General features: G+C 70.6%; 21 protein-coding genes. 11 read left to right on the forward strand and 10 right to left on the reverse strand.

The features are described 5' to 3' along the window. Window position 1 precedes the first annotated feature (1 nt). Window positions 2-979, forward strand: coding sequence for an NAD-dependent epimerase/dehydratase family protein (locus HNP44_RS02765; protein WP_259141569.1), 978 nt, complete (start codon window positions 2-4; stop codon window positions 977-979). Window positions 980-1,067: 88 nt separating this feature from the next. Here the strand turns inward: HNP44_RS02765 and HNP44_RS02770 are convergent, their stop codons facing one another. Both HNP44_RS02770 and HNP44_RS02775 read right to left on the reverse strand, forming a co-directional pair. Next, window positions 1,068-1,973 carry an SDR family oxidoreductase gene (locus HNP44_RS02770; RefSeq protein ID WP_259141568.1) on the reverse strand — a complete coding sequence of 302 codons (906 nt, stop codon included), beginning with the start codon at window positions 1,971-1,973 and terminating at the stop codon, window positions 1,068-1,070. Between the two features lie 28 nt (window positions 1,974-2,001). Continuing rightward, window positions 2,002-2,799 carry an SDR family oxidoreductase gene (locus tag HNP44_RS02775; protein WP_259141567.1) on the reverse strand — a complete coding sequence of 266 codons (798 nt, stop codon included), beginning with the start codon at window positions 2,797-2,799 and terminating at the stop codon, window positions 2,002-2,004. Between the two features lie 105 nt (window positions 2,800-2,904). Between HNP44_RS02775 and HNP44_RS02780 the strand changes: the two genes are divergently transcribed. Genes HNP44_RS02780 through HNP44_RS02795 form a run of 4 tightly spaced genes read left to right on the forward strand, consistent with a single transcriptional unit; the run spans window position 2,905 to window position 6,408 of the window. After that, entirely contained in the window at window positions 2,905-3,747 is an 843-nt protein-coding gene (locus tag HNP44_RS02780) for an enoyl-CoA hydratase family protein (protein ID WP_259141566.1), read from the forward strand. Continuing rightward, the gene (locus HNP44_RS02785) at window positions 3,744-4,613 is read left to right on the forward strand and encodes a CoA transferase subunit A (protein ID WP_259141565.1); all 870 of its coding nucleotides are present in this window, start codon (window positions 3,744-3,746) and stop codon (window positions 4,611-4,613) included. Before HNP44_RS02780 ends, HNP44_RS02785 begins: the two co-directional genes overlap by 4 nt. Continuing rightward, window positions 4,610-5,353 carry a CoA-transferase subunit beta gene (locus HNP44_RS02790; protein WP_259141564.1) on the forward strand — a complete coding sequence of 248 codons (744 nt, stop codon included), beginning with the start codon at window positions 4,610-4,612 and terminating at the stop codon, window positions 5,351-5,353. The genes HNP44_RS02785 and HNP44_RS02790 overlap by 4 nt, the downstream gene beginning before the upstream one ends. Then, the gene (locus HNP44_RS02795; protein ID WP_259141563.1) at window positions 5,350-6,408 is read left to right on the forward strand and encodes an NAD(P)H-dependent flavin oxidoreductase; all 1,059 of its coding nucleotides are present in this window, start codon (window positions 5,350-5,352) and stop codon (window positions 6,406-6,408) included. The genes HNP44_RS02790 and HNP44_RS02795 overlap by 4 nt, the downstream gene beginning before the upstream one ends. A gap of 215 nt (window positions 6,409-6,623) precedes the next feature. Here the strand turns inward: HNP44_RS02795 and HNP44_RS02800 are convergent, their stop codons facing one another. From HNP44_RS02800 to HNP44_RS02815, 4 genes are read right to left on the reverse strand one after another with little or no spacing between them, the layout of a single operon-like run. After that, window positions 6,624-7,787, reverse strand: a complete 1,164-nt coding sequence (locus HNP44_RS02800; RefSeq protein ID WP_259141562.1) for an acetyl-CoA C-acetyltransferase — start codon at window positions 7,785-7,787, stop codon at window positions 6,624-6,626. Then, window positions 7,784-8,389 (reverse strand): TetR/AcrR family transcriptional regulator, encoded by a 606-nt coding sequence (locus HNP44_RS02805; protein WP_259141561.1) that lies wholly within the window; start codon window positions 8,387-8,389, stop codon window positions 7,784-7,786. Before HNP44_RS02805 ends, HNP44_RS02800 begins: the two co-directional genes overlap by 4 nt. After that, window positions 8,382-9,170: an SDR family oxidoreductase gene (locus tag HNP44_RS02810; RefSeq protein WP_374758721.1), complete on the reverse strand. Its 789-nt coding sequence runs from the start codon at window positions 9,168-9,170 to the stop codon at window positions 8,382-8,384. Before HNP44_RS02810 ends, HNP44_RS02805 begins: the two co-directional genes overlap by 8 nt. After that, window positions 9,167-10,327: an acyl-CoA dehydrogenase family protein gene (locus HNP44_RS02815; RefSeq protein ID WP_259141560.1), complete on the reverse strand. Its 1,161-nt coding sequence runs from the start codon at window positions 10,325-10,327 to the stop codon at window positions 9,167-9,169. Before HNP44_RS02815 ends, HNP44_RS02810 begins: the two co-directional genes overlap by 4 nt. Window positions 10,328-10,439: 112 nt before the next feature. Between HNP44_RS02815 and HNP44_RS02820 the strand changes: the two genes are divergently transcribed. The 6 genes from HNP44_RS02820 to HNP44_RS02845 all read left to right on the forward strand — a co-directional run bounded on the left by HNP44_RS02820 (window position 10,440) and on the right by HNP44_RS02845 (window position 17,062). Continuing rightward, window positions 10,440-11,966 (forward strand): FadD3 family acyl-CoA ligase, encoded by a 1,527-nt coding sequence (locus HNP44_RS02820; RefSeq protein ID WP_259141559.1) that lies wholly within the window; start codon window positions 10,440-10,442, stop codon window positions 11,964-11,966. After that, window positions 11,963-12,871, forward strand: a complete 909-nt coding sequence (locus HNP44_RS02825; RefSeq protein WP_259141558.1) for an enoyl-CoA hydratase — start codon at window positions 11,963-11,965, stop codon at window positions 12,869-12,871. Before HNP44_RS02820 ends, HNP44_RS02825 begins: the two co-directional genes overlap by 4 nt. Next, the gene (locus HNP44_RS02830) at window positions 12,871-14,031 is read left to right on the forward strand and encodes an acyl-CoA dehydrogenase family protein (RefSeq protein ID WP_259141557.1); all 1,161 of its coding nucleotides are present in this window, start codon (window positions 12,871-12,873) and stop codon (window positions 14,029-14,031) included. Before HNP44_RS02825 ends, HNP44_RS02830 begins: the two co-directional genes overlap by 1 nt. Further along, a complete protein-coding gene (locus HNP44_RS02835; RefSeq protein ID WP_259141556.1) occupies window positions 14,028-15,041 on the forward strand; it encodes an acyl-CoA dehydrogenase family protein in 1,014 nt (337 codons plus the stop codon). Before HNP44_RS02830 ends, HNP44_RS02835 begins: the two co-directional genes overlap by 4 nt. Continuing rightward, window positions 15,038-16,078: an acyl-CoA dehydrogenase family protein gene (locus HNP44_RS02840; protein WP_259141555.1), complete on the forward strand. Its 1,041-nt coding sequence runs from the start codon at window positions 15,038-15,040 to the stop codon at window positions 16,076-16,078. The genes HNP44_RS02835 and HNP44_RS02840 overlap by 4 nt, the downstream gene beginning before the upstream one ends. A 69-nt stretch (window positions 16,079-16,147) precedes the next feature. Then, window positions 16,148-17,062, forward strand: a complete 915-nt coding sequence (locus tag HNP44_RS02845; protein WP_259141554.1) for a class I SAM-dependent methyltransferase — start codon at window positions 16,148-16,150, stop codon at window positions 17,060-17,062. 1 nt (window position 17,063) lies between these two features. Here HNP44_RS02845 and HNP44_RS02850 read toward each other — a convergent pair whose 3' ends face one another. From HNP44_RS02850 to hsaD, 4 genes are all read right to left on the reverse strand, one after another. Next, on the reverse strand, window positions 17,064-17,627 hold the full coding sequence (locus HNP44_RS02850; RefSeq protein ID WP_259141553.1) for a peroxidase-related enzyme: 564 nt from the start codon (window positions 17,625-17,627) through the stop codon (window positions 17,064-17,066). 71 nt (window positions 17,628-17,698) lie between these two features. Further along, window positions 17,699-18,271, reverse strand: coding sequence for a 3-hydroxy-9,10-secoandrosta-1,3,5(10)-triene-9,17-dione monooxygenase reductase subunit (gene hsaB, locus HNP44_RS02855; RefSeq protein WP_259141552.1), 573 nt, complete (start codon window positions 18,269-18,271; stop codon window positions 17,699-17,701). Beyond that, the gene (gene hsaC, locus HNP44_RS02860) at window positions 18,271-19,176 is read right to left on the reverse strand and encodes an iron-dependent extradiol dioxygenase HsaC (protein ID WP_259141551.1); all 906 of its coding nucleotides are present in this window, start codon (window positions 19,174-19,176) and stop codon (window positions 18,271-18,273) included. The genes hsaB and hsaC overlap by 1 nt, the downstream gene beginning before the upstream one ends. A gap of 17 nt (window positions 19,177-19,193) precedes the next feature. Then, the gene (gene hsaD / locus HNP44_RS02865; protein ID WP_259141550.1) at window positions 19,194-20,063 is read right to left on the reverse strand and encodes a 4,5:9,10-diseco-3-hydroxy-5,9,17-trioxoandrosta-1(10),2-diene-4-oate hydrolase; all 870 of its coding nucleotides are present in this window, start codon (window positions 20,061-20,063) and stop codon (window positions 19,194-19,196) included. Window positions 20,064-20,065: the final 2 nt, after the last annotated feature.

The raw sequence follows: 20,065 nt of genomic DNA on the forward strand, positions 1-20,065 counted from the left end.
GATGCGCGTAGCAGTCACCGGCGCGGCCGGATTCGTGGGCGGGAACCTCCTGCAGCAGCTCGTCGAGCAGGGCCACGAGGTGGTCGCGATCGACCGCGCCAGCTCGGCGCACGCCCCGGAGGGCGTGCGCTGGGTGCAGGCCAGCGTGCTCGAACCCAGCGAGATGCGTGCAGCGCTCGAGGGCGTCGAGGTGGTCTACCACCTGGTCGCCATGATCACGCTGCGGATGCAGGACGAGGCCGCGTGGCGCCTGAACACGGAGGGCGTGCGCGTGGTGGCGCGCGCGGCGCTCGACGCGGGCGTGCGGAAAATGGTGCACCTGAGCTCTATCCACGCCTTCGACCAGGATCTTGTCGACGTCATCGACGAAACGGCGCCGCGGTCCGAGCGGCCCGAGATCCCTGTCTACGACCGATCCAAGTGGGCGGGCGAGCAAGAGCTCCGTAAGGTTATCGACGACGGGCTCGACGCCACCATCTGCAACCCCACCGGCGTCTGGGGACCCGCCGACCACGGTGCCGCGCTCTCGCGCCTGAACCGCCTCGCGCACACAGCGGCCCGCGGCCGGATGCCCGCCTTCGTCTCCAAGGCCGGCTTCGACCTGGTCGACGTGCGCGACGTGGCGACGGGCGTCATGCTCGCGGCCGAGAAGGGACGCACGGGCGAGAACTACCTCCTGGGTGGCGAATTCACGCCGATCATCGATGCGATGCGACTCTCGGCGCAGGCCGCCGGCAAGTCGGGGCCGAGGGTGGCGGTGCCTATCGGAGCGCTCGCCGCGATCATGCCCGTCCTGGAACCGATCAACGCCCGACTCGGGTCGGACGTGCTGTCCAAGGCGGCCCTCGGCCCGCTGTTCGCGTCGCCGCTGGTCGATATCAGCAAGGCCCGCAACGAACTCGGCTACGCACCGCGTACGATGGCGACCACCGCCACCGAATTGGTGCAGTTCTTCGCGGAGTCCGGCCGGCTCGACTGAGCCCACAGACTCGGAACACCCCCTCACCGAGACGCGGCCGGCCGCGCGGAGATCCCCTCCCGCGCGGCCGGTATCGTCGTTCCGGGGATCAGGCCCCGTACACGGGCTCCGGCGCCGGCCCCTCGGCGATCAATTCGCGCACGACGGTACCCAGCTCCGACGGCGCCCAACGGGCGCCCTTGTCGCGCTGCGGGCCGTGCCGCCAGGCCTGCGCGACGGACACCTTGCCGCCCTCGACCTCGAACACCCGGCCCGTGACATCGGCGGACTCGACGCTGCCGAGCCACACCACCAGCGGTGAGATGTTCTCGGGCGCCATCGCGTCGAAACCGCCCTCGGGCGCGGCCATGTCGTCGGCGAAGGTCACCTCGGTCATGCGGGTGCGCGCGGCGGGCGCGATCGCGTTGACGGTGATGCCGTAGCGCCCCATCTCGGCGGCGGCCTGGATCGTCATCTCGGCGATGCCTGCCTTGGCCGCAGCGTAGTTGCCCTGCCCCACGCTGCCGAGCAGGCCCGCTCCGGAGCTCGTGTTGATCACTCGGGCGTCGGGCCGCCGCCCCGCCTTGGACTCGTCGCGCCAGTAGCCCGCCGCGTGGCGCAGCACGGCGAAGTGCCCCTTGAGGTGCACCCGGGTCACCGCGTCCCACTCCGCCTCGGACATGTTCACCAGCATCCGGTCACGGAGGAAGCCCGCGTTGTTCACCAGCACGTCCAGCCGGCCGAACTCGTCGATCGCGCTGCGCACCAGCGCCTGCGCGCCGTCCCAGTCCGCGACGTCGGAGGCGTTCGCGATGGCGCGGCCGCCGGCGGCGCGGATCTCGTCCACGACCTGCTGGGCGGGGCCCGACGAGGCGTCCGCGCCGTCGAGCCCGACGCCGTAGTCGTTGACCACCACGGCCGCGCCCTCCGCGGCGTAGGCCAGTGCGTGTGCGCGGCCGATGCCGCGGCCCGCGCCGGTGACGATGACGACGCGACCGTCGACGATTCCTGTCATTGTTCTTCTCCTCGTTCGTGGTTCGGATCTACCGCGCGTCGCGCTCGGCGTTCGCCGCGGCCAGGAAAGCGGGGCGTTCGCCGCCGCCATGGACGAGCAGTGTCGCGCCGGTGACGTAGGACGCGAGCGCCGAAGCCAGGAAGGCGGCGCACGCCCCCACCTCCTCGGGGTCGGCGAGCCGGCCCAAGGGCACGGTTGCGCCGATCGCCGCGATCCCGGCGTCGTCGCCGTAGTGCTGCTCGGCCGCCTCGGTGCGCACCATGCCCACGTCGAGCGCGTTCACCCGCACGGCGGGCGCCCACTCCACCGCGAGGCTCGCGGTGAGGGAGTCGAGACCGGCCTTCGCCGCTCCATAGGCGGCGGTGCCGGGCGACGGGCGCGTGGCGCTGACGCTCGAGACGTTGACGATCACCCCGCTGCCGGCCTCCTGCATCACCGCGTTCGCTCGCTGCGCGACCAGCAACGGGGACAGCAGATTGAGCCCGACGACCTTCTCGTGGAACCGGGGCGACGCCGTGGCCGCGTCCGAGAAGGGCGCTCCCCCGGCGTTGTTGACGAGCACGTCGAGCCGGCCGTGCCGCTCGACGATGCCCGCGATCAGGGCGTCGACCTGCTCGGGCTCGCGGACGTCGGCGGCCACGAATTCGGCGACGGCACCGTCGGCCTCGACCGGACTCTCGGGTTCCCTGCGCGCGCACACCACCACCGTGGCGCCCTGCCGGAGGAAGACACGGGCGACGCCCGCGCCGATCCCCCGGACGCCGCCGGTGACCAGCACCACCGCGTCGTCGAGTCCGAGATCGCGCCCCGCAGGTGCGTTCGCCACAAGATTCACCACTTCCCATTCCGGTCGGCCGGGCTTCGGTGGTAGCGTACCAAGCAATTGCTCGGTTTAGATCACGTTCTACCTGTCTACCTCGAAGGAGTCGGTGTGCCTTCACCGATCACGACCACCGTCGACGAGCCCGGGATCCACACGATCACCGTCGACGCACCCCCCGTCAACGCCCTCACCGTGCAGGGCTGGTTCGACCTCGCGAGCGCCATCACCGAGGCCGGACGCGACCCGTCGTGCCACGTCGTGGTGGTCCGCGCGGAGGGCCGCGGCTTCAACGCCGGCGTCGACATCAAGGAGATCGACGCGGCGCAGGCCGCCGGCGACGGCTACGGCGCCCTCATCGGTGCGAACCAGGGCTGCGCCGCGGCCTTCTCCGCGGTCTACGACTGCGCGGTGCCCGTGATCATCGCGGTGAACGGCTTCTGCCTCGGCGGCGGCATCGGCCTCGTCGGCAACGCGGACGTCGTGGTCGCCTCCGACGATGCGACCTTCGGCCTGCCCGAGGTGGATCGCGGCGCGCTCGGCGCCGCGACGCACCTCGCCCGGCTCGTGCCGCAGCACCTGATGCGCACCCTGTACTTCACCGCCGGGACGATCACCGCCCAGCAGCTGCATCATTTCGGCTCGGTGTACCGCGTGGTGCCCCGCGCCGAGCTCGACGGCGCCGCCCTCGAGGTGGCCCGGGACATCGCCGCCAAGGACACCCGCGTGATCCGCAAGGCGAAGGAGGCGATCAACGGCATCGACCCGGTGAACGTCCACACCAGCTACCGGTTCGAGCAGGGCTTCACCTTCGAACTCAATCTGGCGGGCTACTCGGACGAGCACCGCCGCGAGTTCGTCTCCACCGGCCGCACGGTCGGCGAGGCGTCCAGCGCCGGGAGCGGAGCGAGCGGGCGACCTGTTTCCGACGACGCAGCACAGGAGAACGCATGATCGACAAGACCATGACCGCAGAGCAGGTGGTCGCCGAGCTCGAGGACGGCATGACGCTGGGCATCGGAGGCTGGGGCTCGCGGCGCAAGCCGATGGCCCTGGTGCGCGCGATCCTGCGCTCCGACCTCAAGGACCTGACCGTGGTGTCCTACGGCGGCCCCGACGTCGGCCTGCTCGCCGCGGCCGGGAAGATCCGGAAGCTGGTCTTCGGCTTCGTCACCCTCGACACCGTGCCCATCGACCCGAATTTCGCGCGCGCCCGCCAGTCCGGCGCGATCGAGGTCGCCGAGTGGGACGAGGGCATGTTCGCCGCCAGCCTGAAGGCCGCGGTGCAGCGCCTGCCCTTCCTGCCGATCCGCGCCGGCCTCGGCTCCTCGGTCATGGACGTCAATCCGGACCTGCGCACCATCGTCTCCCCCTACGCCGACGGCGAGGAACTGGTGGCGGTCCCGGCACTGCGGCTCGACGCCGCGCTCGTGCACATGAACCGCGCCGATGCGCGCGGCAACGCCCAGTACCTGGGCCCCGACCCGTATTTCGACGACGACTTCGCGCTCGCCGCCGACCGGTGCTACGTCTCCTGCGAGCGGATCGTCTCAACCGAGGAGCTGGTGGCCGGCGGCCCCGTGCAGTCGCTCATCATCAACCGCAGCGCCGTGGCGGGAGTGGTGGAGACGCCGAACGGCGCGCATTTCACCACCGCCGCCCCCGATTACGGGCGAGACGAGAAGTTCCAGCGGCACTACGCCGCGAGCGCCAAGGATCGCGCCGCGTGGGCCGCGTTCGAGCAGCGGTTCCTCTCCGGCGACGAAGCGCGCTACCAGGCTGAGGTGGCCGCATGGGCGGCGGAGGAGACGACCAAATGACCGACATCACCCGCGCCGAGGTCTGCGTGACCGCGATCGCCGATCTGTTCCGCGGCGACGGCGAGATCACCGCCAGCCCTATGGGCCTGATCCCGTCGCTGGGCGGGCGCCTCGCGCGCCTGACCTTCGCCCCCGACCTGCTGCTCTCCGACGGAGAGGCCTACCTCGTCGCCGATGCGGCGAATCCGTCCGCCGGCATCGAGGGCTGGCAGCCCTTCAAGAAGGTGCTCGACGTGGTGGTCCCGCACGGCAAGCGCCACGTCATCATGGGCGCCAGCCAGATCGACCGGTACGGCAACCAGAACATCTCCGCGATCGGCGAGCACCGGGCGCCGTCGCGCCAGTTGCTCGGCGTGCGCGGCGGACCCGGCAACACCGTGAACAACCGGACCTCCTACTGGATCCCGAAGCACTCGACGCGCGTCTTCGTGGACACCGTCGACGTCGTCAGCGGCGTGGGATACGACCGGGCACGCGCGGCCGGGACGACCGCCTCGCGGTTCCACGACATCCACCGCGTGGTCACCGATCTCGCGGTCCTCGGCTTCGACTACGACGGCACGATGACGCTGCTGTCGGTGCATCCCGGCGTCACGGAGGACCAGGTGCGCGAAGCCACCGGCTTCGCCCTCACCGGCACCGGCGTGCCGGAGACCCGCGTGCCCACCACCGAGGAGCTCGATCTGATCCGCACCGTGGTGGACCCGAAGAACCTGCGCAGCAAGGAGGTCCCGGCATGACCTTGCGGACCCGCTTCACCGAGCTGGTCGGCGTCGAGCACCCCGTGGTGCAGACCGGCATGGGCTGGGTCTCCGGCGCCCACCTGACCGCGGCCACCGCGAACGCCGGTGGGCTGGGGATCCTCGCATCCGCGACGATGACCTACCCCGAGCTCGAGGCCGCGATCCTCAAGACCAAGGAGCGCACCGATAATCCCTTCGGCGTCAACCTCCGCGCCGATGCGGAGGACGCGCAGCAGCGCGTGGACCTCCTCATCCGCGAGGGCGTCAAGGTGGCCTCGTTCGCGCTCGCGCCGAAGCCGGACATGATCGCCAAGCTCAAGGACGCCGGGCTCGTGGTGATTCCGTCGGTGGGCGCGGCACGGCACGCGGAGAAGGTGGCCTCGTGGGGCGCCGACGCCGTGATCGTGCAGGGCGGCGAGGGCGGTGGCCACACCGGCGGCGTTGCCACCACGTTGCTCCTGCCGTCGGTCCTCGACGCCGTGGACATCCCCGTCGTCGCCGCCGGCGGCTTCTTCGACGGCCGCGGCCTCGCTGCGGCACTCGCCTACGGCGCCTCCGGCGTCGCCATGGGCACCCGATTCCTCCTCACCCGGGACAGCCGGGTCCCCGAGTCGGTGAAAGCCGAGTACCTGCAGCGCGGCCTCGGCGACACCGTCGTCACCACCAAGGTCGACGGGATGCCGCACCGGGTCCTACGCACCGCGCTGGTCGACGCACTCGAGCGTTCGCACGGCGTCGCGACGCTCGCACACGCCGCCCTCAACACAGTCCGCTTCCAGGCGCTGACCGGCATGTCCTGGAAAGGCCTCGTGGGCGAGGGACTCGCGATGAAGAAGAGCGGCGAACGCTCGTGGAGCCAGCTCATGATGTCGGCGAACACGCCGATGCTGTTGCGCGCCGGTCTCGTCGAGGGAAACACCGACGCGGGGGTCCTCGCCTCGGGCCAGGTCGCCGGGATCATCGACGACCTTCCGACGGTGGCCGACCTCATCGCCCGCATCGTCGTCGACGCGGAGTCGCGGCTCGACGAACTGGCACGACTGCGCGCCTGATCCCGCCCCGCCGCGGCGACGCGTCGGGGAACGGGGCACGGGCCGGCGGCGGATTCTGCGGAGGACCCCCGCCGCCGGTCCGGTCTCGGTATCAGGCCCCTCCCTCACCCGCTTCTCGCGGACCGCACGCCGAACGCTCCCCTGCCTTCACCCTATCGATTGCTGGGTGCACACCGGCAGGCGCACGGCGTGCGCGGGTTCAGCTATGTACCTCGTCAGATCCGCTCGATGATGGTGACGTTGGCGGTCCCGCCACCCTCACACATCGTCTGCAGGCCGTAGCGCGCGTCACGCCGCTCGAGCTCGTGCAGCAGCGTCGTCATCAATTTGGCGCCGGTCGCACCCAGCGGGTGGCCCAACGCGATCCCGCCCCCGTTGACATTGACCTTGTCGTGCGGGATTCCGAGCTCGTCCATCCAGGCCAGCGGCACGGAGGCGAAGGCCTCATTGCATTCGAAGAGGTCGATGTCACCGATGGTGAGCCCCGTCTTCTGCAGTGCGTACCGCGTGGCGGGGATCGGGCCGGTGAGCATCCACACCGGGTCCGCGGCGCGGACCGAGATGTGGTGGATCCGCGCCCGGGGCCGCAGCCCGTGGCGCTGGACGAAGTCGGCGGAGGCCACCATGACGGCGGCCGCGCCGTCGGCGATCTGGCTGGCGACGGCGGCGGTGATCGCGGACCCCTCCGCGAGCGGGGCCAGTCCGGCCATCTTCTCCAGCGTCGTTCCCCGACGGGGAGTCTCATCGATCGCGAAGTCCTCGACCGGGGCGATCTCTGCTTCGAACCTGCCCTCGTCGGTAGCGGCGATGGCCCGCTCGTGACTGGCGAGCGCGAACTCTTCCATCCGGGTGCGGGATACGCCCCATTTGGCGGCGATCATGTCGGCACTGGTGAACTGCGAGACCTCGACGTCGCCGTACCGCTCGCGCCAGCCGACCGAGCCGGAGAACGGATCGTCGAAGCCGTACTCACGGCCTGCAAGCATGGCCGCACTGATCGGGACCGCGCTCATGTTCTGCACGCCGGCGGCGACCACGGCGTCCGCCGTGCCGGAGAGGACGGCCTGTGCCGCGAAGTGGACCGACTGCTGACTCGAACCGCACTGCCGGTCGACGGTGACCCCGGGCACCTGTTCCGGCAGACCGGCGGCCAGCCAGGACGTGCGGGCGATGTTGCCGGACTGCGGGCCGATGGTGTCGCAGCACCCCATGATCACATCGTCGACGAGTTCCGGGTCGACGCCAGAGCGCAAAACCGAGGCGCGCAAGACGTGCGCGCCGAGATCGGCGGAATGCACCGTCGACAGCGAACCGCCGCGTTTGCCTGACGGGGTACGGACTGCGTCGAGGATGTAGGCGCCGGGGGCGAGGTCGGTCATGGTTGCTCCTTCTCAGGGCTGGCGATCCCGTGCTCCAGGATCGTGAGGTACTGGTCGGCGACCGTGCCTACGGGCAGCTGCCCGCCGGGTCGGTACCAGCGGACTGCGACCCAGACGGTGTCGCGGAGGAAGCGGTAGGTGACGTCGACGTCGAGATCCGCTCGGAAGTCCCCGGATTCGATACCCCGTGTGATGATTCCTCGCCACATGGAGCGGAACTCCTCCAGGAAGTCGGCGATGTAGGCGAAGCGCTCCTGCTGTGCGAGGCCGCGCGCCTCCGACTGGTAGATCGCGACGGCGTCGGGGCTCGCATCGATCGCGGCGAACGAGGCGATGACGCAGCCGCGCAGCTGGTCCCGCGCCCCATCGACGGCCGCGAGGACGGCACGGTACTCGCCGAAGAGCCGGTCGAGGAAGTCCCGGAGGATCTCGTCGATCATCGACTCTTTGGAGTCGAAGTGGTGGTACAGGCTCCCCGAGAGGATACCCGCGGCGTCGGCGATGTCTCGCACGGTCGTCGCGCGGTAACCGTTCTCCGCGAACAGTTTCGCGCTCAGGGACAGGACCTCTGCACGCCGCGCGGACGGATCCGGCTTAGGCATGCTGACTGCTCACCGAGACCACCTCGCCGGTCATATAGGAACTGTAGTCGGAGGCCAGGAAGACGATCACGTTCGCGACCTCCCAGGGCTCGGCGGCACGACCGAAGACCTCGCGGCGCGAGAGCTCGTCGAGCAACTCGTCCGAGGTGACCTTCGCGAGGAAGGCGTGCATGGCGATGCTGGGCGAGACGGCGTTGATCCGGACACCGTGCGGCGCCGCGTCGACGGCGGAGCAGCGGGTGAGCGCCATGACGCCCGCCTTCGCGGCGGCGTAGTGCGCCTGCTCGGCCTGGGCACGCCAGCCGATCACGGAGGCGTTGTTGACGATGACGCCGCCCCCGCCCTGTGCGATGAACCGGTTGATGGCGGCGCGGGTGGCGCGGAAGGTTCCTGTGAGGGTTACGTCGAGCACGCGGGACCACTGCTCGTCGGTCATGTCCTGCACGGCGACGCTGCCGCCGAGGCCGGCGTTGTTGACCAGCACGTCGATCCGGCCGTAGCGCTCGGCGGCCCCGTCGAGCATGGCCTGCACCTGCTCCTCGACGGTGACGTCGCAGGTGATCGCGTGCACTCGGTCGCCGAACTCGGCGGCGAGCTCTTCACGCTTCTCGCCGAGGCGCCGCTCGTGCCAGTCGGAGATGACGACGCGGGCACCCTCCTCGAGGCAGCGCCGCGCGGTCGCGGAGCCGATACCGGTGCCGGCGGCAGCCGTAACGACGACGACCTTTCCCTCGACGAGGTTGCGCCCCTGGGGATATGGGGGTGCTGGGATGGCGCTCACGGGCGGGCCTCTCTCGGCAGGCCGAGCACACGCTCGGCGATGATGTTGCGCTGGATCTCGTTGGAGCCGCCGTAGATCGTGTCGGCTCGGGTGAACAGGTACAGGCGCTGCCACTCGTCCAGCTCCGGGTCTGCGAGCAGGCCGGCGGCGCCGCGCACCGTCATCGCGATCTCGCCCAACCGGCGGTGCCAGTTGGCCCACAGCAGTTTCGCAACCTCGGCGGTGCCGGTCTCGGCGGAGCCGAGCGCGCGCAGGGCGTGCGCCCGCATCACGTCGAGCTCGGTCCACGCGCGACGGAGGGCATCGGCCACCTCGGGGCGGTCGGCGGCACCGGTGTCGAGGGCGAGGTCGGTGAGCGTCTGCAGTTCACGACGGAAGCCGATCTGCTGACCGAGGGTGGCGACGCCGCGCTCGAAGGCGAGCGTCCCCATGGCGACCCGCCAGCCCTGGCCGGGCTCGCCGACCACGTTGGCCGCGGCGGTGCGAGCACCGTCGAAGAAGACCTCGTTGAACTCCGAGGTGCCGGTGAGCTGCACGATCGGCCGGACCTCGACGCCCGGCTGGTCCATGGGGACGAGCAGGTAGGACAGGCCCTTGTGGCGGGCGGAGCCGGGCTCGGTGCGGGCGACCACGAAGCACCAGTCGGCGACGTGTGCGAGGGAGGTCCAGACCTTCTGTCCGGAGATGACCCACTCGTCGCCCTCGAGGCGTGCCGTGGTGCTGACGTTCGCCAGGTCGGAGCCGGCGCCGGGCTCGGAGTAGCCCTGGCACCACAGTTCGCGGACATCGCGGATGGCGGGCAGGAAGCGTGTCTTCTGCTCGTCGCTGCCGAAGGAGATGAGCGTGGGCCCCAGGAGCTCCTGGCCGAGGTGCGAGACCTTCGCGGGTGCGCCGGCGCGGGCGTACTCCTCGTGAAAGATCACCTGCTGCGCGATACTCGCCCCGCCACCGCCGTTCTCGGCCGGCCAGCCTATGCAGTTCAGCCCGGCAGCGGCCAGATGCCGCTCCCAGGCGACGCGCTCGTCAAAGAACTCGTGCTCGCGCCCTGGGCCGCCCGCGCCGCGGAGTCCGGCGAACTCGCCGGACAGGTTGGTCGCGAGCCAGTCGTGGATCCGCGCCCGGAATTCCGCGTCCGTCTCGCCGCTCGCCGTGGCCACGGCACTCCCTTCGCCATCCACCAAGCAATTGCTTGGTGGAATCAGGTTACACAGACTCGAGTCGCACTGTAACGTGTTCTACCAAGCACTTGCTAGGCAGAAGGGTTTGCGCATGTCACGCACCATTGCAGCAGCGCTGCGCGCCGCCGCGGAACAATTCGGCGAGCACACCGCCGTGGTCGACGGCGACCTGCGGATCAGGTACGCGGATCTGCACAGCCGCGCTCGCGACGTCGCCCGGGCGCTCCTCGCGGAGGGGATCCGACGGGGCGACCGCGTCGCCGTGTGCGCGCCGAACGGGCACGAGTGGATCGAGGCCGCGCTCGGCGCCGCGTACATCGGCGCCGTGCTGATCCCCGTCAACACCCGGTACACAGGCCCGGAGATCGTCGACCTGCTCGTGCGCACCCGCGCACGGGCCTTCGTGGTGGCCGGGCCGTTCCTCGGCGTCGACCGACTCGAGCTCGTCATCACGACCGCCGGCGGCCTCCCCGACGACATCGCTTCCGTCCTCCGACTGCCGGAGTGGGGCGGGGTCCCGGCGCGGGGCTCTCGGATCGCCGACACCGAGCTCGACGCGGCGGCCGCCGCGGTGACGCCCGACGACCCGTCAGACATCTTCTTCACCTCCGGCACCTCCGGCCGCAGCAAAGGGGCGATCAGCACCCATGCCCAGACCTTGGCGAACGCCGCGAACTGGGCCGAGCTGGTGGGTGTCACAGACGCGGACCGCTATCTGATCCTCAGCCCGTTCTTCCACATCTTCGGCTTCAAGGCGGGGATCCTCGCCGCACTCCAGAGCGGCGCCGCGATCTACCCGGCGCAGACTTTCGACGTCGCAGCGGCCTTCGAACTCATTCAGCGGGAGCGGATCTCGATCCTTCCTGGTGTGCCCACCGTCCACCAGATGCTGCTGGACCACCCCGATCGTGCGCAGTACGACCTGTCGAGCCTGCGGGCCGCCACCACCGGCGCGGCCACGATCCCCGTCGTCCTGATCGAGCGCATGCGCGCCGAACTGTACGAGCGCGTGCTCACCGCCTACGGCCTCTCGGAGGCCCCCGTCGTCACGATGTGCCGGGCGGACGACGCCCCCGAGGTGATCGCCGCGACCTCCGGCCGGGCGGTGCGCGACATGGAGGTGCGGATCGCGGACGACGGCGAGATCCTGGTACGCGGGCCCAACGTGGTCGCCGAGTACTTCGAGGATCCCGAGGCGACGGCCAAGGCCTTCGACGCCGACGGCTGGTTCCACACCGGCGACGCCGGATCGATGGACGATGCGGGGAACCTGCGGATCACCGACCGCATCAAGGACATGTTCACCAACGGCGGGTTCAACGTCTACCCGGCGGAGATCGAGCAGGTGATCGCCCGGATCCCGGGCGTCGCCGAGAGCGCCGTAGTCGGCGTCCCCGAGCCGCGCCTCGGCGAGGTCGGCAAGGCCTTCGTCGTGCTCACCGCCGGACGTGATCTGACCGAGGACGCCGTGATCGAGCACTGCCGGGAGTTCCTGGCCAACTTCAAAGTCCCCCGCAGCGTGGAGTTCGTGAGCGAGCTACCGCGCAACGCGACCGGAAAGGTGCTCAAGCGCGTCCTGCGCGGCGAGAGCGACCCTGCAGCAGGAGAGAAGCGATGACCGACAGCACACCCGCCCCCGACGCGACCCCCGAGGCGGAGGTGGTGACCTACGAGGTGCGCGGCCCCGTCGCCGTTGTCACCCTGAACCGTCCCGAGTACCGCAACGCGCAGAACTCGGCCATGACCTACGCGCTCGACGCGGCCTTCGTGCGCGCGGTGGAAGACCCGGCGGTCAAGGTGATCGTGCTGGCGGGCAACGGGAAGCACTTCTCGGCCGGGCACGACATCGGCACTCCGGGCCGCGACGTCAACCAGCACTTCGAGAACAAGGCCGTGCTCTGGTGGGACCACGTGGGTCGCGAGGGCGGCGACCAGCGCTTCGCGCGCGAGTCCGAGGTGTACCTCGGCATGTGCCGGCGCTGGCGGGAGATCCCGAAGCCCGTGATCGCCTCGGTGCAGGGGGCCTGCATCGCGGGCGCGCTGATGCTGGCGTGGAGCTGCGACCTCATCGTCGCCTCCGACGACGCCTTCTTCTCGGACCCCGTGGTGCGCATGGGCATCCCCGGCGTCGAGTACTTCGCGCACCCGTGGGTCATGGGTCCGCGGGCCGCCAAGGAGTTCCTGTTCACGGGTGACCGCTTCTCGGCGCAGCAGGCCAAGGAGTGGGGCATGGTCAACCGCGTCGTGCCCCGCGGCGAGCTCGAGGAGGAGACACTCGCGCTCGCCGAGCGGATCGCGGAGATGCCGAGTTTCGGTCTGGCCCTGACGAAGAAGGCCGTCAACCAGTGCGAGGACCTCATGGGCCTGCGGGCCGGCATGGACTCGGTGTTCGGCCTGCATCACTTCGCGCATGCGCACAACGCCGAGGTCTCCGGCGGCGACTCCCTCGGCGGGCAGAGCGCCAAGTCGATGGCGTCCGGGGCGCGCAGCGCGACCGGCGACTCCGCGCGGAAGGCCGAGTAGTGGACCTCGAGTTCGGCGACGCCGACGTCGCCTTCCGCGACGAGGTGCGCGCCTGGCTCGCCGCGAATGTGCCGGCCGAGCCCCTCCCCTCCTTCGACACCGCCGAGGGCTTCGCCGCGCATCGGGCGTGGGAGGCGAAGCTCGCCGACGCCGGGCTGGCCGCGGTCTCCTGGCCGGCCGAGTTCGGCGGGCGCGATGCGACGATGCTGCAGTGGGTGATCTTCGAGGAGGAGTACTACGCCGCGGGTGCAGCGCTGCGGGTGAACCAGAACGGACTGTTCATGCTGGCGCCCACCCTGTTCAATCACGGCACCGACGAGCAGCGCGCCCGGATCCTTCCGGCGATGGCCCGCTCGGAGCGGGTGTGGGCGCAGGCCTGGTCGGAGCCGGAGGCGGGCAGCGACATCGCCTCACTGCGCTCGACCGCGACGCGCGTCGACGGGGGCTGGAAGCTCTCGGGTCAGAAGACGTGGAGCTCCCGCGCCGCGTTCGCCGACGGTGCCTTCGGCCTGTTCCGCAGCGAGCCCGGGTCGGAGCGCCACCGCGGTCTGACCTACCTGATGTTCGACCTGCGTGCGCCGGGGGTGACCGTGCGCCCGATTCCCCAGCTCGACGGCCAGCCCGGCTTCGCGGAGATCTTCCTCGACGAGGTCTTCGTGCCCGACGCCGACGTGATCGGCGAGCCCGGCCAGGGCTGGCGCGTCGCGATGACGACGGCCAACAACGAGCGCGGTCTCTCACTGCGCAGCCCGGGTCGCTTCCTCTCGGCCGCCGACGCCCTCGTCGACCTGTGGGAGCGCGAGGACGGCGACACCTCCAGCGCCGACGCGCAGCGCGTCGCCGACGCCTGGATCGGGGCGCGCGCGTACCAGCTGTACACCTTCGGCACCGTGACCCGGCTGCAGGACGGCGGCGAGCTCGGCCCGGAATCGAGTGTGAACAAGCTGTTCTGGAGCCACCTGGACGTGGCGCTCCACGAGACTGCCCTCGATCTGCTCGGCCCGCGCGGCGAGCTCACCGGCGATTCCGCTCCCGACGCGGGGCGTTGGCCGGCCGGCTACCTGTTCTCGTTGGCGGGCCCCATCTACGGCGGCACCGACCAGATCCAGCGCAACACCATCGCCGAGCGTCTCCTCGGCCTACCCCGGGGAGCCCGATGAGATTCGCACAGTCCGACGAGAACGTCGCCTTCGGACAGTCGCTCGACGACCTGATCTCGCGGGCCGGTGTCGTGGCAGCTGCCCGTGCCTGGGCCGACGGCGACAGCGGGCCCGGCCGGAAGGTCTGGGCGGCGCTCGCCGACCTCGGCGTGACCGGCCTCGCGATCCCGGAGGAGCACGGCGGCGTCGGCGGCGACCCCGTCGATCTCGCCGTCGCCTTCCAGGCCTTGGGCTATCACGGCGTGCCCGGACCGGTCGTCGAGTCCATCGCCGTGCTGCCCGCGCTGCTCAGCGACCCCGGGCACCTCCGTGCCCTCGCGGGCGGCGCGATCGGCACCGTCGCCCTCGCGCCGCGCACCCCGTTCCTGCTCGACGCCGACGTCGCGGACCTCCGCTTCGTCGTGGGCGCCGACGGCGCGATCGCGACCGTCGAGGCACCGTCGACCGGGCCCCTGGGTTCGGTCGACCCGACCCGTCGCCTCTTCCCCACGGGATTGAACAACGTTCTGGAGGGAGAAACCCCAGGTCGCAATCTCCAGAACGTCGTTCAATCGGCGGAGGTGGCCGGGGCGCTCGCCGTGGCGGCACAGCTGCTCGGCGCGGGGCGGCGACTGCTGGACGACACCGTCGAGTACGCGAAGGCCCGCGCCCAGTACGGGAAAGCGATCGGCGAGTATCAGGCGATCAAGCACCTCCTCGCGGACGTAGCGACGCGGCTCGAGCTCGCGGCGCCGCTGCTGAGCGGGGCCGCCGTGGCCCTGTCGGGGAACGCCTCCCGCGGCGTCGATCTCGATCCCGCGCGCGACGTCGCGGCGGCGCGGGTGGCCGCCGCGGACGCCGCCTATCTGGCCGCGCGGACCGCGCTGCAGGTGCACGGCGCCATCGGCTACACCGCGGAGTACGACCTGGGCCTGTGGATCACGAAGGTCCGAGCCCTGCAGTCGGCGTGGGGCACCCAGGCCGAGCACCGCGCGACGGTGCTCGACGCGGTCCGGAAGGCAGCGCGATGAGTTCGGAACTCGACGATCTGGCCGGTGCCGTCCGCAGCGTCGTCGACCGGCGGTGGTCGGCGGCCGCTCTGCGCGCCGCGATCGCGGCCCCCGAGGGGTTCGACCGCGGCCTGTGGTCGGTGTTGTGCGAGCAGGTCGGCGTCGCCGCCCTAGCTGTCCCCGAGGCGCACGACGGTGTCGGCGCCGGGGTGCGCGCGCTGCAGACGGTGGCGGAGGAGCTGGGGCGACACCTGATCCCGTCGCCCTTCCTCGGCTCCGCGGTGCTCGCGACCGCGCTGATCGCCGACACCGACGAGGCCGAACTGCTGGCAGACCTCGCGAGCGGCGCGCGGATCGCGGCGGTCGCCTTCGCCGGCGAGGACTTCGCATCGCGCCCGGTGACGGCGACCGACGGCGCGCTCTCGGGGAGCGCGCGATTCGTGCTCGACGGCGACCTCGCCGACGATCTGCTCGTCGTCGCAGGCGACGAGCTGTACCACGTCGACGGCCCGGCGGCGGCCCGCCGGCACACCCCGTCGATGGACCCGACCCGGCGGTTCGCCGAGGTCGTCCTCGACGGCGCGCCTGCCCGCCTCCTCCGGGACGGCGCCGGAGCCTCGTTGGGCCGAGCGCTCGACGCCGCGTGCGCGGTCCTCGCGGCAGAGCAGGCCGGCGCAGCGGCACAGGCCCTCGCGATCACCGTCGAGTACGCGGGCAACCGGATGCAGTTCGGCCGGCCGATCGGCTCCTTCCAGGCGCTCAAGCATCGGATGGCTGACATGGTGGTGCTCGTCGAGTCCGCTCGGTCCGCGGCCCTCGCTGCGGGCGAGGCGCTCGACCGCGGCGACGACGATGCGGCGCTCGCGGTCGCGACGGCGAAGACCTACTGCTCCGACGCGTTCAGCGCCGTCGCGGCGGAGATGATCCAGCTGCACGGCGGCATCGGCATCACCTGGGAGCACGACGCGCACCTGTACTTTAAGCGCGCGCACTCCTCGTCGCAGCTGTTCGGCGACCCGGCACACCACCTCGCGCGGCGGGAACTCACCCATTCCTGAAACATGTTCTTGCCGAGGCGCGGCGCCCGGAGTACTTTCGTAGGCGAACTACTTGCGAAGGGGACGAACATGGCGGACACCGCGCGCACCGACGGCGACACCTGGACGATCACGACCGGCGTGGGCTTCACCGCGCTGCTGGTCGCCGCGGCGCGAGCCGTCGAGACCGAGCGCGCCGACGCACTCGCTCAGGACCCGTTCGCGCGGGTCTTCCTCGAGGCGGCCGGCGATCCTCGCGCCATCGCACTCGCGGACGCCGGTGACGGCGCGGGCAATCCGATGGCCGCGACCCGCCACCTCGGCGTGCGCACCCGGTACTTCGACGACTTCGTCCGGGGCGCCGTCTCCGCCGGCGTCCGGCAGGTCGTCATCCTCGCAGCGGGGCTGGACTCCCGCGCGTACCGGCTCGACCTCCCGGCGGGCACCGTCGTCTACGAACTGGACCAGGCGGAGGTCCTGTCGTTCAAGGAGGAGACGCTCGAGGACCGCGGAGCGGCGCCCGCGGCGGCTCTCCGACACGTCCCCGTCGACCTGCGTGACGACTGGCCGGCCGCGCTGCAGTCGTCCGGGTTCGACGGTGCGGTACCCACCGCCTGGCTGGTCGAGGGCCTGCTCCCCTATCTGCCCGCCGCAGCGCAGGTGCTGCTCTTCGAGCGGATCGTCGAACTCTCCGCGCCGGGGAGCCGGGTCGCCGTGGAGGGCCAGAACGGGCCGCTCGACCTCAACGGCTTCCGCGCGATCACGGAGAAGTACTCGCAGAAGGGGAATCCTCTCGGCAACTTCGACGTGACCTCGCTGTTCGTCGCCGACGAGGACCGTTCCGATCCGGCCGAATTCCTCACCGCGCAGGGGTGGACCGTCACCCGGGCGGGGAACCCGGTGGAACTGGGCCGCAGCTACGGCGTGCAGGACACCGTCCCCGCGGACGCGTCGCTCATGGCAGACACGATCGGCTACTTCACCGCTGCGCTGCCCGCCGACTGAGTCACCGTGCGGCGGAGTGGTACTCCGGGTTCGGCCGCATGTCGATCGCCGAGGCCAGGCGGTTGGTCATGTTGAAGAAGGCCGCAGTGTCGGCGATATCGTAGACGTCGCGGTCGCTGAACCCGGCGTCGCGGAGCCGCTGCCGGTCCGGCTCGTCGATCTTCGACGGCGCCTCCGTGAGCTTCTCCGCAAACTCCAGCATGGCCCGTTGCCTCGGCGGCAGCTGCGCAGCACGGAAGTTCATCACCAGTATCTCGCCGAGCACCGGATCGCCCGACAGCTCCCGCACCGCGGCGCCGTGTGCGGTGAGGCAGTAGAAGCACTTGTTCACCGACGAGACCACGACGGCGATCATTTCCCGCTCCAGCTTGCACAGGCCCGAATCGCCGAGCATGAGGTCGTTGTAGGTGTCGCTGAAGGCGCGCAGCTTCGCCTCATCGAAGGACAACGACTGCAGGACGTTCGGCACCATGCCGAGCTTCTCGCGGCAGATCTCGAAGTACTTCCGCGTGCCCTCGCTCAGCTCGCCCGTGGGCAGGTCCAGCGCGGTGATCCGCTCCGTCATGTCATCTCCTCGTACGCACGCCAGTGCCTTCCTGACTACCAGGAAGGGCACTGCGCCACGGCGGGTTCGGGTCAGATCCAGTCGTCGCCCACCGGCCACGTGAGGAACGAGTCGAGCGACAGAGTGCGCGGGAGCGCCTCGCCGGGCTCGGTCACCGTCTGCGTGTACCGGCCCTTGTAGAAGAGCAGCGGACGACCCGCGTTCGGCGCGCTCAGCTCGAGCACCCGGCCGATCACGATGTGATGGTCGCCGCCGTCGTGCACCGTCTCAACGGCGCAGTCGATCCAGCCGAGCGCGCCGTCGAGCAGCGGCGATCCCGTGCGCGAGGGCTTCCACGCGACCGCCCCGAACTTGTCGGAATGCCGCGAGCCGAAGATCGAACTGACGTCCTGCTGCCCCTCGCCGAGCACGTTGACAGCGAACCGACCGGTGCGCTCGATGGTGCGCCAGGCGCCCGAGGTCTTCATCGGGCAGAACAGGACCAGCGGCGGGTCAAGGGACAGCGCCGAGAAGGACTGGCAGGCGAAGCCGACCGGGCCCTCCTCGTCGGCGGCCGTGATCACCGTGACGCCGGTGCAGAAGTGCCCCATCGCCGTCCGGTAGTCCAGCGGTTCGATGGGCGCGGACGCCGACTGCGCGGTCATCACTGCTCCTTGAAGCCGACGGTGAAGTCGTGGCCCCAGAGGCTGACCGCGGTGGACTCCCGCGCGATCCAGTCGTCGTTCTCGACTTCCAGCCCCTCGCAGCCGAACTCGATGTCGAAGCCACCGGGCGTCTTCATGTAGAAGGAGAGCATTTTGTCGTTGATGTGCCGGCCCAGGGTGGCGGACATCTTGACCTTCTTGCGATTCGCACGATCCAGCGCGAGCCCGACGTCGTCGGAGTTCTCCACCTCCACCATGAGGTGGACGATCCCCGTCGGGTTGGACAGCGGCAGGAAGGCGAGCGCGTGGTGGCGCGGGTTGCAACCGTAGAAGCGCAGCCACGCCGGGTCACCGTCCGCGGGTCGCCCCACCATCTGCGGGGGCAGGCGCATCGAGTCGCGGAGCCGGAAGCCGAGCACGCCCTGGTAGAACTCCTGCGCCGCAGCGTCGTCCGTGCACGTGAGCACGACGTGCCCGAGCCCCTGCTCGCCGGTCACGAACCTGTGGCCGTACGGGCTGACGAAGCGCCGCCCGAGGTACTGCGCACCGTGGAAGGCCTCGAGCGTGTTGCCCGCCGGATCCTGGAAGCGGATCAGGCCCTCGACGCGGCGCTCCGCCTTCTCCTCCTTGGTGCCCTCCTCGAAGGTGACGCCCGCAGCGGTGAGGGTGTCGCGGAGCTCCTGGAGACCGAGGGCATCGGTGACCTCCCAACCGGAGACCAGGAGCCGGTCCTTCTCGCCGGCCACGATCACGAGGCGGGCCGCGAAATCGTCCATGCGCAGGTAGAGGGAGTCGGGATCGTTGCCCGTCCCCTCCATCATCCCGAGCACCTTCAGCCCGTACTCACGCCAGGCCGCCATGTCGGTGGCCTCGATGCGCATGTAGCCGAGTGCCTTGATCGCCATGTACCTACTTCTCCTTTTCAGCCGGCGAGGAAATCGGCCGTGAGCCGGTTGAACTCGTCGAACTTCTCGAGCTGCGCCCAGTGGCCGCACTGCCCGAAGACGTGCAGCTGGGCGCGTGGGATCTGCTTGAGCGCGAGGAGGGCACCGTCGAGCGGGTTGACCCGGTCCTCCCGGCCCCAGATCATGAGCACGGGTTGGCGCAGCTTGTAGGCGTCGCGCCAGAGCATGCCCTGCTCGTAGTCCGCGGAGGCGAAGGACTTGCCCATCGCCTTGAACGCAGCGATCGCCTCGGGGTCGAGTGCGAGCTCGAAGCGCTCCTCGACGAGTTCGGGTGTGATCATCTTCTGGTCGAAGACCATGATCCGCAGGAAGTCCTCGAGCCGCTCCTTGCCGGGTGCGGCGTAGAACCGCTGCAGGGTGCGCAGGCCCTCGGTGGGGTCCGGGGCGAAGGTGTTCACGCTGAGGCCGCCCGGGCCCATGAGCACCAGCCGGCCCGCCCGCTCCGGGAAGTCGAGGGCGAACCGCACCGAAGTACCGCCACCGAGCGAATTGCCCACCAAGTGCACGCGTCCGGCAACCCCGAGGACATCGAGCAAACCCGCGAGAGCGGTCGCGCTGTGCACGAAGTACTGCGGGTGCTCAGTCGGCTTATCGGAGCGTCCGAAGCCCGGTTGGTCGACGGCGAGTACGTGGAAACGCTCAGCCAAGACCGGGATGTTCCTCCCGAAGTTGCTCCACGAGGAGACGCCGGGACCACTGCCGTGCAGGAGCACGACGGTGCCGTTGGCGCGGTTCTCCTCACCGGCCTCGTGGTAGTGCAGTGTGAGACCGGCTGCCGTGGTGGCGAACTTCCCCTCCTTGAGGACGTCCACATCGAGGTCCGGCACGG

It is taken from the genome of Tsukamurella ocularis (assembly GCF_024807615.1).
GTDB lineage: Bacteria > Actinomycetota > Actinomycetes > Mycobacteriales > Mycobacteriaceae > Tsukamurella > Tsukamurella ocularis.

Bases quoted from the DNA above. Each gene is read 5' to 3' on its own strand.
- HNP44_RS02820 (WP_259141559.1), top strand. From the start codon at position 10,440: ATGTCACGCACCATTGCAGCAGCGCTGCGCGCCGCCGCGGAACAATTC.
- HNP44_RS02850 (WP_259141553.1), bottom strand. From the start codon at position 17,627: ATGACGGAGCGGATCACCGCGCTGGACCTGCCCACGGGCGAGCTGAGC.
- HNP44_RS02805 (WP_259141561.1), bottom strand. From the start codon at position 8,389: ATGCCTAAGCCGGATCCGTCCGCGCGGCGTGCAGAGGTCCTGTCCCTG.
- HNP44_RS02790 (WP_259141564.1), top strand. From the start codon at position 4,610: ATGACCGACATCACCCGCGCCGAGGTCTGCGTGACCGCGATCGCCGAT.
- HNP44_RS02765 (WP_259141569.1), top strand. From the start codon at position 2: ATGCGCGTAGCAGTCACCGGCGCGGCCGGATTCGTGGGCGGGAACCTC.
- HNP44_RS02835 (WP_259141556.1), top strand. From the start codon at position 14,028: ATGAGATTCGCACAGTCCGACGAGAACGTCGCCTTCGGACAGTCGCTC.
- hsaB (WP_259141552.1), bottom strand. From the start codon at position 18,271: ATGACCGCGCAGTCGGCGTCCGCGCCCATCGAACCGCTGGACTACCGG.
- HNP44_RS02825 (WP_259141558.1), top strand. From the start codon at position 11,963: ATGACCGACAGCACACCCGCCCCCGACGCGACCCCCGAGGCGGAGGTG.
- HNP44_RS02840 (WP_259141555.1), top strand. From the start codon at position 15,038: ATGAGTTCGGAACTCGACGATCTGGCCGGTGCCGTCCGCAGCGTCGTC.
- hsaC (WP_259141551.1), bottom strand. From the start codon at position 19,176: ATGGCGATCAAGGCACTCGGCTACATGCGCATCGAGGCCACCGACATG.
- HNP44_RS02785 (WP_259141565.1), top strand. From the start codon at position 3,744: ATGATCGACAAGACCATGACCGCAGAGCAGGTGGTCGCCGAGCTCGAG.
- HNP44_RS02795 (WP_259141563.1), top strand. From the start codon at position 5,350: ATGACCTTGCGGACCCGCTTCACCGAGCTGGTCGGCGTCGAGCACCCC.
- HNP44_RS02800 (WP_259141562.1), bottom strand. From the start codon at position 7,787: ATGACCGACCTCGCCCCCGGCGCCTACATCCTCGACGCAGTCCGTACC.
- HNP44_RS02770 (WP_259141568.1), bottom strand. From the start codon at position 1,973: ATGACAGGAATCGTCGACGGTCGCGTCGTCATCGTCACCGGCGCGGGC.
- HNP44_RS02845 (WP_259141554.1), top strand. From the start codon at position 16,148: ATGGCGGACACCGCGCGCACCGACGGCGACACCTGGACGATCACGACC.